This is a genomic window from Rhizobium sp. 62_C5_N11_2, assembly GCF_051811185.1.
GTDB lineage: Bacteria > Pseudomonadota > Alphaproteobacteria > Rhizobiales > Rhizobiaceae > Rhizobium > Rhizobium leguminosarum.
On sequence record NZ_JBPWPW010000004.1, the window covers coordinates 268,385 to 282,831 of the forward strand.

General features: G+C 56.9%; 11 protein-coding genes and 2 pseudogenes. 10 read left to right on the plus strand and 3 right to left on the minus strand.

Translation table 11 applies throughout. The annotated features are described in order from the left end of the window. The first annotated feature begins 26 nt into the window (after positions 1–26). The gene (locus AB8B31_RS33070) at positions 27–983 is read left to right on the plus strand and encodes an IS481 family transposase (RefSeq protein WP_116273131.1); all 957 of its coding nucleotides are present in this window, start codon (positions 27–29) and stop codon (positions 981–983) included. A gap of 6 nt (positions 984–989) precedes the next feature. Here AB8B31_RS33070 and AB8B31_RS33075 read toward each other — a convergent pair. Beyond that, positions 990–1,938 (minus strand): IS630 family transposase gene (locus AB8B31_RS33075; protein ID WP_097622115.1). Its coding sequence is split into 2 segments (ribosomal slippage): positions 990–1,601 and positions 1,603–1,938, totalling 948 coding nucleotides; the frame shifts between segments, so codons are not numbered across the junction. 407 nt (positions 1,939–2,345) lie between these two features. Between AB8B31_RS33075 and AB8B31_RS33080 the strand changes: the two are divergent. Further along, positions 2,346–3,104 (plus strand): annotated as a pseudogene (locus AB8B31_RS33080) (transporter substrate-binding domain-containing protein). Positions 3,105–3,264: 160 nt separating this feature from the next. Continuing rightward, a pseudogene (locus AB8B31_RS33085) lies at positions 3,265–3,405 on the plus strand (ABC transporter permease subunit); the annotation flags it as partial. A gap of 229 nt (positions 3,406–3,634) precedes the next feature. Here AB8B31_RS33085 and AB8B31_RS33090 read toward each other — a convergent pair. Continuing rightward, on the minus strand, positions 3,635–4,681 hold the full coding sequence (locus AB8B31_RS33090) for a C45 family autoproteolytic acyltransferase/hydolase (RefSeq protein WP_096772056.1): 1,047 nt from the start codon (positions 4,679–4,681) through the stop codon (positions 3,635–3,637). Between the two features lie 955 nt (positions 4,682–5,636). Between AB8B31_RS33090 and AB8B31_RS33095 the strand changes: the two genes are divergently transcribed. From AB8B31_RS33095 to AB8B31_RS33105, 3 genes are all read left to right on the plus strand, one after another. Beyond that, the gene (locus tag AB8B31_RS33095; protein ID WP_096772057.1) at positions 5,637–6,740 is read left to right on the plus strand and encodes an ABC transporter substrate-binding protein; all 1,104 of its coding nucleotides are present in this window, start codon (positions 5,637–5,639) and stop codon (positions 6,738–6,740) included. A 143-nt stretch (positions 6,741–6,883) separates the two neighbouring features. Next, positions 6,884–7,978 (plus strand): ABC transporter ATP-binding protein, encoded by a 1,095-nt coding sequence (locus AB8B31_RS33100; RefSeq protein WP_096772058.1) that lies wholly within the window; start codon positions 6,884–6,886, stop codon positions 7,976–7,978. 15 nt (positions 7,979–7,993) lie between these two features. After that, positions 7,994–9,760: an ABC transporter permease subunit gene (locus AB8B31_RS33105; protein WP_096772059.1), complete on the plus strand. Its 1,767-nt coding sequence runs from the start codon at positions 7,994–7,996 to the stop codon at positions 9,758–9,760. A gap of 117 nt (positions 9,761–9,877) precedes the next feature. Here AB8B31_RS33105 and AB8B31_RS33110 read toward each other — a convergent pair whose 3' ends face one another. Further along, positions 9,878–10,762: a MurR/RpiR family transcriptional regulator gene (locus AB8B31_RS33110; protein WP_096772073.1), complete on the minus strand. Its 885-nt coding sequence runs from the start codon at positions 10,760–10,762 to the stop codon at positions 9,878–9,880. 232 nt (positions 10,763–10,994) lie between these two features. Here AB8B31_RS33110 and AB8B31_RS33115 point away from each other — a divergent pair, with 232 nt between their 5' ends. From AB8B31_RS33115 to AB8B31_RS33130, 4 genes are all read left to right on the plus strand, one after another. After that, entirely contained in the window at positions 10,995–12,320 is a 1,326-nt protein-coding gene (locus tag AB8B31_RS33115; RefSeq protein ID WP_096772060.1) for an aspartate aminotransferase family protein, read from the plus strand. A gap of 12 nt (positions 12,321–12,332) precedes the next feature. Further along, positions 12,333–12,869, plus strand: coding sequence for a carboxymuconolactone decarboxylase family protein (locus AB8B31_RS33120; protein ID WP_096772061.1), 537 nt, complete (start codon positions 12,333–12,335; stop codon positions 12,867–12,869). A gap of 355 nt (positions 12,870–13,224) precedes the next feature. Further along, positions 13,225–13,548, plus strand: a complete 324-nt coding sequence (locus tag AB8B31_RS33125) for a transporter substrate-binding domain-containing protein (RefSeq protein WP_239621066.1) — start codon at positions 13,225–13,227, stop codon at positions 13,546–13,548. Further along, on the plus strand, positions 13,538–14,347 hold the full coding sequence (locus AB8B31_RS33130) for a N,N-dimethylformamidase beta subunit family domain-containing protein (protein WP_342588547.1): 810 nt from the start codon (positions 13,538–13,540) through the stop codon (positions 14,345–14,347). The genes AB8B31_RS33125 and AB8B31_RS33130 overlap by 11 nt, the downstream gene beginning before the upstream one ends. Positions 14,348–14,447: the final 100 nt, after the last annotated feature.

Genomic DNA, 14,447 nt, shown 5'->3' on the forward strand with positions numbered 1-14,447 from the left:
AGCTTCAGTGATTCTCGGGGGACCGAATGGACATCCATATGAATGCCCGCCTCACGCCGCTCAGTCGAGCGGTAATTGCGCACCGCGTGCTGATGGAAGGACAGCGACCGATGGCCGTCGCTGCGGCTTTCGGCGTCTGCGTGAAGACTGTCTATAAGTGGGTAAGACGCTATCGACGGGAGGGCGAGGCCGGTCTCAATGATCGCAGTTCCCGACCGCACCGCCTGTATCATCCGACCTCGCAGGCCACCGCCGCCCGGATCGAGACGTTACGCCGCCTGCGCATGACCGGCCAACACATCGCCAAGGAGACGGGTGTCTCGCCAGCCACAGTCAGCCGCATTCTCAAGCGCCTTGGCCTGAACAAGCTCAAGGCCTTGGCCCCGGCTGAGCCGGTGCGGCGCTACGAACGCGACCAGCCCGGCGAACTCATCCATATCGACATCAAGAAACTCGGCAAATTCAACCGAACCGGCCACCGCATCACCGGCGATCGCACGGGGCAGAGCAACAGCCGCGGCATCGGTTGGGAATACGTCCATCTGGCCATCGACGACCACTCACGCCTGGCCTATTTGGAAATATTACCCGACGAGACGCGACGCTCCTGTCTGCGCTTTCTCTTCAATGCTTTGCGCTTCTTCAAAGCCCATGGCGTCAAGGTCCAGCGCGTCATGACCGACAACGGCACAAGCTTCCGCTCCCATCGATACGCCAAGGCGCTGCGGCGGCTCAGCATCAAACACATCCGCACCAAACCCTATACGCCGAAGACAAATGGTAAGGCCGAACGCCTCGTCCAGACCGCACTGCGCGAATGGGCATATGCCAAGGCCTACGAAACCTCGCAGCAGCGCGCCGCCGACCTGCCGCTCTGGCTCCACCGTTACAATTGGCATCGCCCGCACGGCAGCCTACAATCCAAACCGCCCGTCAGTAGACTCGGCCTGATCAAGGACAACCTGTTGAGGCTCCACAACTAGAGCGTTTCAGGTTTTCACGGAAGCATATCCGGCATTGGCGAAGTAGTTGCTGCATTCGCTGGGCTCGATGGTTGTGACGAGGTGTCCGATGTGGCGCCAGGTGTCATCGATGGTTCGCTTCTGAGCCAGGCGCATCCAGTGCTTGATTTTGGCGAAAGCCTGTTCGATCGGATTAAGGTCGGGGGAGTATGGCGGCAGGTACCAGAGCCGAGCACCAGCGTTGCGGATCATCTGACGGATGGCGACCGACTTGTGGGAGCCGAGATTATCCATCACGACGATATCGCCGGGTTTGAGCACTGGTACGAGTTGCTGTTCGACATAAGCGCGAAAGCACTCACCGTTGATCGGTCCATCGAAGACACAAGGCGCGGTGAGCCGATCGCAGCGCAACGCGCCGAGGAAAGTCAGGGTGCGCCAATGTCCGTGCGGGGCGAAGCTGCGCAGCCGTTTGCCCTTCGGCCCCCAGCCTCGAAGCGGCGCCATGTTGGTCTTGATCCAGGTTTCATCGATGAAGACCAGCCGGCTTGGATCGAGGCCAGCCTGCCAGGATCGCCAGCGCTGTCGCCGTCGTGCGACGTCAGCGCGCGCCTGCTCAAGGGCGAACAGTGTTTTTTTTGAACCGTAGTCCCTCGCGCCGCAGAAACTGCCATACGGTGTCGTGGGATACCTTCACCCCTCGTGCGGCCAGTTCTTCCTTCAACCTGTTCAGTGACACATGCGGCGTCTGGTTGATCCGCTCGGCGATAAACGCTCGGTACGGCTCAAGAACCCGCTTGCGGTGGCCGCCCATCTTCCCAGGCGCGACAGATCCGCTCGAACGGTAGCGCTGAGACCACTTCACCGCTGAAGACACGGCAATACCGAACCGCACCGCCACCGACCGGCAGCTCTCGCCGGCTTCGATTGCATCAACAACACGCTTGCGAAGATCATTTGAAAGAGGTCGAGTCATCCGATGCTGGCCTCCACTCCAGCAGCATCTTGAATCACAAAACAGCCAAAAACGGAATCCCTTCCGATTCAACTAAATCCGGATACGCTCTAGCCGATGCGAGAGCGGGCGCAGCCGAGGGCCGCTTCCGTCTGGGGATGGAGGCTCGCAGCCGATGGTCTGATGATGATGGGGTTCCGATCAGCGATCGCATGGCGTGACAATGCAGCCTGGCATCAATGCTGTGCCTCATAGGTTGGCTCGCAGGCACAAGCCCATCGGCGTTGCATTCTGTAGATCTATACTCGCTATTCAAACTATTTGACGAATGACTTACAGGAGGAGAGTATCGAAATTCGGAAAGCACCGATGCATATCAATCATAAGCGGGGGAGTCATCCATGTTTCAATGCATCTCACGGGTCGCAATGCGCTCCACGGTTGTCCTCGGCCTGGCGTTCAGCGTGGCCTTGCCGGCGACTGCCGATGAACTGGCTTCGATCAAGGAGCCGGGCAAGTTCAGCGCCGCCATGTCGGGCCAGCATCCGCCCTTCAGCATGACTGACGGGCAGAACCGGCTCGTCGGTTTCGACGTCGATATTGCCAATGAAATCGCCAACCGTCTTGGCGTGAAACGCGAAGTTCTGACCACGGCGTGGGACGGCATCATTCCGGGTCTCGTCGCAAACAGGTATGATTCCATCGTCGGTTCCATGACCATCACCGCGGAACGTCAGAAGGTCGTTGATTTCGTTGGACCTTATTATAGTGATGGTCGCGGCATCTTCGTGCTGAAAGACTCGACGTCGAAAGGACTGGATGATCTCAAGGGCGGCCATCGGCGTAACCCTCGGCGAGACCCATGAAAAGTGGACCCGCAAAACCGGTGGCTGGACGATCCGAACCTGCAAGGGGCTTCCCGAACTGGTGATGGGCTTGAACGCCGGCCGTATCGATGCGGTTTGGTTGACTACATCGCGCTGCTTGCCGTGATCAAGCAATCCGGCGACCCAATCCGCGTGCTCGACATTCCGAACATCGAAGGCGCCAGCGTCAGCATTGGTATCGCAATCCGCAAGGGTAATCCGGAACTTAAGGCAGCGATGCAGAAAGCGCTTGATGGCATGATGGCCGACGGCACTTACGAGACCATTGCTACGAAATGGATCGGTCGCGACATCCGCTGATCGCCATTTGCCGGGCCTGATGGCCCGGCCTTCCACGGGAGGGGGCATTGGACATCGCGCTGATCCAGGGTTTTTTTCCCTATTTCCTTGACGCCGCCGGAGTGACGGTTGTCATATCATTTCTGGCTTTCGTTCTGTCCTTGCTGCGGTGCTGACCGCAATGCGGCTGTCGCGCAGCCAGATCCCACGGTCCATCGGTACGGGCTATGTCAGCGTCTTTCGCGGCACGCCCTCTCTCGTGCAGCTCTTCCTGCTTTACTTTGGCGGCCCGCAGATCGGCATAAACCTTTCGGCCTTCACCGCGGGCTGGATCGGTCTGGGCATGAACATCACGGCCTATATGGCGGAATCCATACGCGGTGAGTGTCAGCGACTGGACGGTGGAGCGGGGCCAACCCCATCGATGCCGAGGTGCCGGCTGTCGCAAGCCGGCAAGAGATGCCCAGACTTTTCTCGCCCGGGTCTACGCACCCATGGGCCGCCGATCGCAGGACGAAGCCAGCGCTACGCTCGGCGATCAAAGAGCTGCATTAGACGACGCGCATGGTTCCGCTTAGTGCGTTTCGCTCGTCACGAGCCGCATGTATGCGCCACTCGATGCGGTTTGGGAAAAGCTCGAAAATGCTCGTCGCGAGCGTCCGGGAGTCTTTCCATTCTTTAAAAATCGGAGTGGTCTCATCGAACAGCACAGCTTCTGCTCCACCCGCCAACGCGCCTTCGGCGATCATCCGATCTGCCGCTTCTTGTCGGTCGCGGGAGGAAGCACCGATGGTCTGCTTCAATCCACTGAACTCGCCGGAGAGAAGATGGTTGGCATGAGCGCGTGGCTCAGTAACCTCTACCGCGACGCAGCCGGAGGCCGGCGCTTCGACAGAGAGTACCTTGCGGGTCTTCGCATCGCCGAGAGTGTGATGGAATCCGCAAGAGCGGTCGTTTCGCTTCAAAATACCGACCGCATCCTCCAAGCTTTTTGCATCAAGGATGGCGCGGCAGAGAACCTGCCGGGGCACGCCCGGTTTTTGGTCGTTCGGCGTGATCTCGTTGATCGTCTGGACCAGGCCGGACTCGTTCAGGCCAAAAGTCCCACCTGGGAGCATGCCGGGCGTCATAAAGCTGCTCCACGCGAGCCCATCATCGGGCTCAATTTCTATCCAGAAATTGGCACCAAGATAGTCGGGTTCGCCGTCCTCATTATGGGCGATAACTGCCGGGCCGTTGCCTTCAGCTGGAATCAGGACAGTCGTGCAGCCCATTCCGGCAACAGAGTTTTGTGTGGCGGCCGCTTCTGAAATTTGCAGGTCGGCCTGGCAATTCAACAGGAAGATGGTCTCAAAATCCTTGCCGGCACCTTCTGCGATCCCCTCGATTTCGCGCACGTAGCGGGGATAGGCCGCGCGGGCTGCGGCTTCCAAATTCTTCAAATACTCCGATCCGCGCCAGCGAGCATCCAAGGCGCGAAATTGCTCGGTGCCAAGCCGATATTCAAGGAAGCTTGTGGCATTGGCTTTTCCGAGCGCACAGCCAATCTCGAAGGCGTTGCCCTTGGCGCGCACGCACGTGATAAGATTTTTTTTCATTGAGTCCTCAGCCTTTCACTCATTGTCCTATTTAGGCGGGCTATGCAGCAGTAGGTTCCTTTCGGCGGAACCCCGGCAAACGCACCCTGCGAAGCGCGCCGCGTGCGTCATTTGATACACAATGCAAAAATATGCGTCAAGTGTTTCACTCTGCCACTAGGACAGCGAGAAGGCTGCAGACCAAAAGATCCCTGAACCTGATGCGATTGAACTCAAACGATCGCCGTTGCCATTAGGTCCGATCAGTAAAAATTCCTGGCCTTCACCTTGAGGGTGTCGATATGCAAATCGAGTACTTATCCCGAGCCGGACACGATGCCGAGCCCATTCCCCAAGGCCCGAGATTTCCGGTAATCAGGATTGAAAACTCGGCATAGTTTAAGCGCGTTGGAAGACCGGGGTCGGCCGTTTGCGGAGGTAAGAATAGAGCCAGCGGTCTAGCGAGCGTGCAGTTCAGTAGAAATGAAGTCGGGACAGCTCGATTTCGTAAGGATCGATGAGAATCGGCTTTCCGTTTTCCTTATAGATTTCCAGCTCGGAGGGCTTTCCTTCGATCACATGCAACGCGAGCGCGCGCTTATCAGGTCAATCCCGCAGGCTATATTCCCCCAACGTTCTTCGAGTTGGCCAAAATCGCAGCTCGGGCCGACTGCATCTAATACGCTTGACGCATATCCGGACGCATAAAACATTTGTTGCAATAGGCGCCGTATTACGCTAGGCATTGCCTCCAGCCGGTATAGTCCGTGAGGGCGTGCCGTTGCTTGAAACTGGTCAGCCGGCAACCGCCGCGTTGGTTGGTGAAATGGAAGGATGAAGTCCGTCACAACAATGACGAACACCGCGGTCCAAACACCGCTTGCGGCAATGAGTTTGATCCCGTGAGTTGTGTTCGCCACAAACCGAGCAGAATGAATGCCCCTTGATAAGCAAGGGAATAACAGAGGGAACGAAAATGAGCTTTTTGATAAATCGCAGGCACTTCATGCAGGCCACATCCTCCGTGATCGCCGTCGGTGCGATGTCTTCCGTTTCGGGTCGCGCACGGGCCGCTTCCGCTGGTGAGTTGAAAGTCAACATGAGCGGCGGCACCTGGGGAAACGCAGTCATGAAGGCTTATGTCGAGCCGTTCGTGGTCGAGACCGGGGTTAAGGTTATCCCGGTTACCGCAGACTTTTCATCCACGCAGATCGCGATGATGGTCGACACCAAGAACGTCTCGGCTGACGTCGTGAATCTTGGTCAGACCAACGTCGACCCACTCACCGCCAAGGGATATCTCGAACAGGTAGATTACTCTTCGTGGAAGAAAGACGAATTGGACGCAATATCTGAATTCGCGAAACACACCAATGGCTTCGCTTCGTACGTCTATTCCACCAACATGGTGTATAACACCAAGAAGTTTCCGGCTGACAAGCCGCGGCCGACTACCTGGGCGGAGTTCTGGGACGTAGAAAAATTCCCGGGCGTGCGCTCGCTCTTCACCGGTGAATATGGAAACGGGCCGTGGGAGGAAGCGCTGCTTGCGGATGGCGTGCCTATGGACAAGCTATACCCACTGGATGTCGACCGCGTCTTTGCCAGCCTCAACAAGATCAGGCCGCACATCCGCAAATGGTGGACAAGTGGTTCCGAAATTCTGCAGATCATGCGCGATAACGTCGCCGACGTCGTGCAGTCCTATGATGGTCGTGCACTTTCACTGATCGATGAGGGGGCGCCAATCGAGATCAATCGCAATCAGGCGAAGTTGACCACGGATTTCTGGTGCATTCCAAAGGGCAGCCCAAATGCGGAAAATGCTCAGAAATTCCTCGAATTGACCGGTCGCGCCGATCGGCAAGCTGCGTTCGCTGAGTTGATCGGGCAGGGCCCAACGAACAAGAACGCTTACAAAACGATAGCTGAAAAAATCGGACGAAAGCTCGCATCGTATCCCGATTACACGGCCTCCAGTTTTGCTCTGAACGCAAAATGGTATGCCGAGACAAGCGCGGACGGCAAGTCGAATAAAGAGCTGATGGTCCAACGCTGGAATGAGTGGATTCTCCAGTAAGCCGTTCATCGAACTTCGATCGGTGGCGCCATCCAATCGCGGACGCTGGACTATGCTCCGTGAGGATGGTGCCACCTTATCTGACGACTGAGTTTTAGGCATGGTACGCCAAACTGGCGCACTGTTCCTCCTGGAGTATCCTGATGACCCTGAACCTGAAAAGTTATCTTCCTGCCGAGGACGAAGTATTGAAGAACGACCCAGCCGCCACCCAGATTGAATTCCGTAATGTTACAAAGATGTATGGGGCCGTGGCTGCGGTTAAGGATATCTCCCTTTCCGTATCTCGGGGTGAGTTTCTGACTATTCTCGGTCCAAGCGGTTCGGGAAAGACGACCGCTTTGATGCTCCTTGCCGGCTTCACGGCACCGACAAAGGGCGACATTCTCATTGCCGGAAAATCAGTTTCCAAGGTTCCGTCTTACAGACGTGACCAAGGCATCGTATTCCAGAGTTATGCCCTTTTCCCGCACCTCACGGTTCATCGCAACTTGGAGTTCCCGCTGGAGATGCGTGGGATCAAGGCCGCCGACAGGGCGACGCGAGTCAGCCGAATGCTGGAGCGCGTTCGGCTCGGCGAATTTGGCAGCCGGATGCCGTCACAACTGAGTGGCGGCCAGCAGCAGCGCGTCGCCGTTGCGCGCGCGCTGATCGCCGACCCGCCGATATTGCTGCTCGACGAGCCGCTTGGTGCGCTGGATCGAAACCTGCGCGAACAAATGCAGGTCGAGATCAAAGAACTGCATAGAGAATTTGGAAAGACCACCATTTGCGTGACCCACGATCAGGAGGAGGCCCTGACCTTGTCCGACCGCATCGTCGTGATGCAAGCTGGCCAAATCGAGCAGATCGATACGCCCGAAGCACTCTACGATCGACCGAAAACGCGCTTCGTCGCCAATTTCCTGGGCGAGGCCAACATCCTCGAGAACACCGAATTCAAAGTGGAATCGGACGCCGTGCCGTCTTCCGGAATGGTTTCAATGTTGCGACCCGAACGCATTTGCATTGGTGGGCGCACGGCCGCGAGACGCGCCGACGCGGATCAAAGACAGGCTGTGTCCGGCACCGTTGAAGATATGATCTATGCAGGTCCGCTGAGGAAATACCGGGTACGTGTCGGGAACACCATGCTAATCGCGCGCGAACATGTTGCCTCAGGCCAGGAAGTCTTCCAACCCGGGGATGAGGTCCGCTTAGACTGGCTCCGGTCCGATATCCGCTTTGTTGCGGCGTAACGTGGGGGCAGGTAAATGACGATTCAAAAACTACGGTCAATGCCGATCCTGCTTACGGTGCCGGCCTGCGGCCTCTTGTTTGCGGTTTTCGGTATACCGATGATCCTCTTGTTCCTGACGAGCTTGAACGCGCCAGCGTTTTCTCTTGCAAATTATGAAGGATTTTTTGCACAGCGATCCTTCGTCCTGATCCTGTTTCAAACCTTCGAGATCAGCTTCATCGCGACGGCACTGTGCTTGGTCATCGGCTACCCTACTGCATTTCTGATCGCCAACGCCGGTCGCGCACGTCCCATCTTGATGGTAATGGTCTTCCTACCTTGGCTAACGAGCGCACTGGTGCGCACGTATGCTTGGACGGTCGTTTTGGGCGACAGTGGCCTGATCAACACCCTGTTGCTCAATGCTGGTCTTATCGAAAGGCCACTATCGCTCATATATAATCGCTTCGCCGTATACGTCGGCATGGTGCATATTATGCTGCCGATGATGATCTTGCCATTGATCAGCGTGATGATGGGTATCGATAAGTCCTTGATGTCGGCTGCTCGTAGCATGGGGGCAAAGCCTCTCACAGCCTTTTTGCGTGTGTTCTTTCCACTCAGCATCCCGGGCATTCGAAGTGGCTGCATCCTGGTCTTTGTCGTGTGCCTTGGGTTCTACATCACGCCGCAGGCTCTTGGCGGTCTAGGCGACACTATGCTGTCTACCCTCATCAACTCGCTGCTTACGACCTCCTTGAACATCGGTCAGACGGCAGCTGCGGCTTTCATTCTCCTTGCGGTGGCGCTTCTGCTTCTTTCCACAGCAGGAGTCAATCTTGCAGCCGCCCATGACCAATCAGGACAAGCGGAGCGAAAGCCACGCCCGATCCGGTTGCCGTCTGCCAGCAAGGGCGTCCGCTTTCTGCACGAACTTGCAATACCGTATCAGGCCCGTCGGTGGGCTGCGGGGGTCTACAAGGCGCAACGGGATACCTCCTGGTCGAAGATCCTCGGAGCTGTCTTCCTTACCCCCGTTATGATCTATCTGCTGGCGCCGGGCTTGATCGTCATCGTGATATCGTTCAGTTCGGGAGAATTTATCGAGTTTCCCCCAAGAGCAGTTTCCCTGCGGTGGTACTATTCGTTCTTTGGGGATCCTTCCTGGATCGGAGCTTTGTGGAACAGCTTCCAATTCGGTGTGGTCGTCGCCGTCGTGTCCACGGTCGTTGGTACATTGGCCGCCTTTGGTCTAAGCCGCTGCGCACCCCGCCTCCGTTCGGGTCTGACCATGGCAATCCTGACGCCAATAACGTTTCCAATCATCGTCGTCGGTGTAGCCGTCTATCTCGGACTGGCGAGATTTGGCCTTGTGGGAACCAGCACAGGAATTATTCTGGGCCAAACCATCGGCGCCATTGGTTATGTCGTGGTGGTCGTCTTGGCGACTCTCTCGGGCTTCGACAGGAGGCTGGAGCAGGCTGCGATGAGCATGCGTGCCGGACCTATGCAGACCTTCATGCGGGTGACCCTACCGTTGATCCGCTCAGGTATCATCGGTGGCGCTTTGTTCGCGTTCCTTGCGTCCTTCGACGAGGTCATTATCACGTCGTTTGTCAGCGGCTATTCGATCCCCACGCTCCCTTTGAAGATGCTGGAGAACTTGAAGCAGCAAATCGACCCAACGATTGCTGCAGTTGGATCGTTTTTGACGCTACTCCCTGTTGTCTGGCTGGTCGCTCTTTACTTCACCTTGTGGCGGGGCCGAGGAAAATTGCAGGCAACGGTCGGCGCGACCTGAGCTTTCCCGACGATATCGCGTCTAAGCAGTGTGGATGCTTCTAACGAAAGGGCAGCCCCGGAGAATCTGTGGGGCTGGCTATTTGGGCAACGCACAACTGTGCTGGTATCCGCGCGCTCAGATCTTCCGCCGCGGAATGGAGGTGGCATAGGTATTCATCGCTGAAAGGTGGCGGTCGGCACGCTTCAGTTCTTCCAGAGCGGCTAAGCGATCATGGCTCGCAAGAAGGCCGCACAAGACCTCGGAAACGGCTAGCGCTGGCGTCAACGTATGAAAGAATGTTTGGCTCTCGGTCGGGAATAACACCACGTGCTCTGCGATCGTCACCAAAGGAGACACTTCGCTGTCGGTAATCGCCAAAATAGGCATCCCTTTTTCCCGGGCCGCCTCGGCCAATTCAAGGGTCTGAAGCGAATAGGGATTTATGGAAATAGCTAAAAGCACGTCGTCTTGGGTGGCGCGAATGAGCGGATCTCCGCTTGTGCCGGCCGGACCATCCAGATGAACTGTTTTCTCGCCAAGCAACGTCATAACGTAATGGAAATGCCAGGCGACAGAATGGCAGGAGCGCAACCCGAGCACATAGATGCGCCGAGCTTTGGCGAGGTGATCGGCCATCGTGTTGAGCCGCAGAATTGTATCGGAATCGCAGAGCCGATCGATCTGACCTGAGAGGCCCTGGAGCATGCGATACGCCAAGCCCTCGCCGTTGGCCGCTCCTTCGTCTCTTTGCAGTGCGCGGGCGGCAAAGCCGTCTGCGCTCACCCGGATGACGTCAGCGTGATGTCCTCTAAAGTCTTCATATCCTGAAAAGCCAAGAAACTTCGCCAGCCGAGTCATCGTCGACGGCTGCACACCAGCATTGCGCGCGAGCTCGCGCATAGAAACAAGCGCTACTTCTTGGGGATGCTCCAAGATGTGTCGAGCTGCTTGTTGCAACTGCTCAGACATCTCGTCGAACCGCTCAATAATTAGAGCGTGCAATGGACCCTTTTGCAACATTTGCCTCACATACGATGTCATAATTCACCCGGACCATCTCTCTCGGGAACAAAAAAGTCAAATAATTGAATGCCAATCCTTAACAAAAGCCGCTCCAGAAACATGGCTGGGGCGGTGAAAACAAATGCGTCAAAACCTATTGCATAAAACATTTGTTGCATATTTCGGCGAAACCTGCAAATCAATGGTTGGAAACGTTCGAAAGCCGGACGGATAAGCACCCGAGATCACCATGACCAAAATTCTCCATCGAACGATCGGTACAACTCTGCCTACCGCGGTAGCAGGGCAAGGCATCTACATCGTGGACAGCGACGGACGGAGCTACTTAGACGGATCGGGCGGCGCCGCGGTCAGTTGCCTGGGGCACAATCATCCAGAAGTTCTGGACGCGATGAAGGTGCAGATGGGCCGCATCAGCTACACCCATACGTCCTTCTTTACAACCGATGTCGCCGAGCGGCTTGCAGAGCAACTGATTGAACTCGCGCCGGATGGCCTTGATTATGTCTACCTGGTGTCCGGCGGTTCAGAAGCTGTCGAGGCGGCGCTCAAGATGGCGCGGCAGTATTTTGTCGAAATCGGGCAACCGCAGCGGCGCCACATCATCGCACGTCGGCAGAGCTATCACGGCAATACGATCGGAGCTCTGGCCACAGGCGGCAATGCTTGGCGTCGTGCCCAGTTCAAACCCATCCTGCCTGAAACACATCATGTTTCTCCCTGCTATGCCTACCGCGATCTTCAGGTGGGCGAAACGCCCGAGGCTTATGCCGAGCGTCTTGCATCGGAGTTGGAAGACAAGATCCTTCAACTTGGAGAGGACAAGGTCATTGCTTTCGTCGCCGAGCCGGTAGTCGGTGCGACGCTTGGCGCAGTGGGGCCGGTTGCCGACTATTTCAAACGGGTTCGGCAGGTGTGCGACAAGTATGGCATCTTGCTGATCCTCGATGAAGTCATGTGCGGAATGGGGCGCACCGGCACGATCTTCGCGTTGGAACAGGAGGGGATTGTCGCGGATCTTGTAACGATTGCAAAGGGCCTGGGCGGTGGCTTTCAGCCGGTCGGGGCGGTGTTGCTTTCCGAGAAGATCTACCGCGCGTTCGCAGACGGATCGGGTCTCTTCCAGCATGGCCATACCTACATCGGACATCCGATCGCAGCGGCGGCAGCCAGTAAGGTGGTTGAGATAATCAGCCGCCCCGAGATGGTGACAAACGTGATCAGGATGGGTGATCGCCTGCAGGCCGGCCTCGATGAGGCACTCGGGCAATCGCCGTATGTCGGCGACATCCGTGGCCGCGGTCTTTTCCGCGGCGTGGAGATCGTATCGGACAAAGACACCAAGCAACCTTTCGATCCAGCCCGCAAGATGTATTCCCGGATCAAGAAGGAAGCGATGCGCCGAGGCCTTATGTGTTACCCCATGGGCGGCACGATTGACGGGGTGCAGGGCGACCATGTGCTGCTGGCGCCACCCTATATTATTCAGCCCGAGCAGATTGACCTTATCGTCGAACGGCTTGGCGATGCAATCCGCGCCGCAGTGGCAGACTGAGGTTCTCGCGAAATGACGACACCGTCCTGCCCACCTATCTCTGACGAAAACTGGCCCGCAGATATCGCGGATATGAAAACTGGTTTTGCCGCCGCGCTCAATGTCTATCGCACCATGGCTCATCATCCCGCGCTCCTCCGAGCGTGGGCCCCCTTACGGCAGCATATCGTCAAGGACAGCGCTTTGGGGGCAGTTCGATCCGAGCTCGTGATTCTGCGCGCGGCACATCGGATGGGTTCTGCCTATGAGTGGGCCCATCATGTAAGCCGCGCTCGTGGTCTTGGCATTTCCGATGCCCGGATCCGGGGTATGGCTGGAACTCCGGATGGCGAAGATGGATTGATTGCCGGAGCTGTTGACGCGCTTTTTGACGGAGCGCGTCTGCCTTCGCATCTTGAGCGAGGGATTTCTGCTGCCATGGGGCAGCAAGCTGTCTTCGACATTATGGCCACGGTCGGCTTCTATTCGGTGCTGGGTTACATATTAATGACCTTCGATACACCGATTGACCAAGACGTTGCCGACGAGATGGCAAAGCATCCTCTTTAGGACGCTGGCAAAGCACGCATTCCGGCCAAGTTTTCAGGCGTGCGGGCGCAAGGGCATGAAGCCTTCGAACGCCCGGGCCATCGGCGCGATACGTTTGTATCATTGAATAGGTGTTAAAACAGTTGTTGCAATACGCGGGAGTTTCATGTACATGAACTAATTGAACGCAAGTCGCCCTAAAAATGCGGGTATCAGCGTTCCGAAGATGGATTTGGGTGCCAGTAGTCGTGCTCATGATCAAAAAGAACAGGGGAACATCGCATGAAAAAACACTCGCAAATATCGCAGCCATGTCCTTGGCTCTGGCCTCCGCCGCATTTTCTGCGTCCGCTATGCCGGCGAAGTCCTCGATCGCGTGCTTTCGAACAAGACGCTCACAGTCGCAGTTGGAACCGACTGGGGCCCGATCTCGCACCTGGACGAGAAGCACGAACTTATTGGATACGATGTGGACGTGGCGGGGAGCATTGCCAAATACCTTGGCACGGGAATTGCGTTCGTAACGCCGGGGTGGGACATCATTGCAGGCGGCAAATGGCAGGGGCGTTGGGACGTTGCCATGGGTCAGATGATACCGACCAAGGCGCGAGCGGAAGTATTCGATTTCCCGGCACTATATATTTGGGGGCCGAACGTCGCTGTGGTCCACAAGGACAGCAAAGATATTGTTGAACTATGAGTGTGTAGTCTTCGTCGGCCATGACGAATATTGGACTTGGGAGATGCGCGACGCCGTCGACGCCTATGTCGATCAAGGCGGTCGGGTGGCGCGTTTCGCGGGCAACTTTTGTTGGCAGACGAGGCTTGAAGACGAAGGGCGGCGGCAGGTTTGCTACAAAGCGCGGGCCCGTGCAGAGGACCCGGTCTACAAAACCGGCGACGCCAGTCGCACGGCGACCCTATGGGAGACGCCGGAGGTAGGCCGGCCCGAGGCCCACACGTTCGGCCTCAACTCCACCAAGGGCATTTATGCTGGATGGTTGGGCTGCGCTCCGCGCGGAGCCCGGGGCTTCCCTATCTATAGACCTGAGCATTGGGCTTTTGCCGACACTGGTCTTTTCTACGGTGACGTGCTCGGTGCCGAGAGCCACATCTTTGGCTACGAGGTGGACGGCCTGGACTATGAAATTCGCGATGGGCTGCCATACCCTACGGCAACAAGCAGGGCGCCGGAAGGAACGGAGATCCTCGCGATCGGAATGGCGGCACAGATGGAATGGAGCGCGGATTTGGCGCGTGAAGACCTGGCGCTCGACGACTCCGAGATGCGCCAGACCGCGGAATTGCTGTTCGGCGAGGCAACAAGAGAAAATATCGAAAAGCTCAAGCGTGGCAATGGAATGATCATCAATTTCAAGCGCAATAAGGGTGAGGTGTTTCATGCCGGAAGTTGCGAATGGGTTGCCGGATTGCTGAGAAACGATCCCATGGTCGAGCAGGTAACCCGCAACGTGCTCGACCGGTACCTGCGCCCGTAATAGGCTTAGCGCGGCGCATCTGAGTGACTTTCGAAAACTCCGCGCCTCGGCAGATTGTGCCGGAGCGCTCTGATCAAAGCTTCGCCATAGGCGAACGTCC

What these genes read in the sequence shown, in the direction of transcription:
- AB8B31_RS33105 (WP_096772059.1), top strand. Translation starts at nt 7,994, where the DNA reads ATGACGATTCAAAAACTACGGTCAATGCCGATCCTGCTTACGGTGCCG.
- AB8B31_RS33115 (WP_096772060.1), top strand. Translation starts at nt 10,995, where the DNA reads ATGACCAAAATTCTCCATCGAACGATCGGTACAACTCTGCCTACCGCG.
- AB8B31_RS33100 (WP_096772058.1), top strand. Translation starts at nt 6,884, where the DNA reads ATGACCCTGAACCTGAAAAGTTATCTTCCTGCCGAGGACGAAGTATTG.
- AB8B31_RS33070 (WP_116273131.1), top strand. Translation starts at nt 27, where the DNA reads ATGGACATCCATATGAATGCCCGCCTCACGCCGCTCAGTCGAGCGGTA.
- AB8B31_RS33120 (WP_096772061.1), top strand. Translation starts at nt 12,333, where the DNA reads ATGACGACACCGTCCTGCCCACCTATCTCTGACGAAAACTGGCCCGCA.
- AB8B31_RS33110 (WP_096772073.1), bottom strand. Translation starts at nt 10,762, where the DNA reads ATGTTGCAAAAGGGTCCATTGCACGCTCTAATTATTGAGCGGTTCGAC.
- AB8B31_RS33090 (WP_096772056.1), bottom strand. Translation starts at nt 4,681, where the DNA reads ATGAAAAAAAATCTTATCACGTGCGTGCGCGCCAAGGGCAACGCCTTC.
- AB8B31_RS33095 (WP_096772057.1), top strand. Translation starts at nt 5,637, where the DNA reads ATGAGCTTTTTGATAAATCGCAGGCACTTCATGCAGGCCACATCCTCC.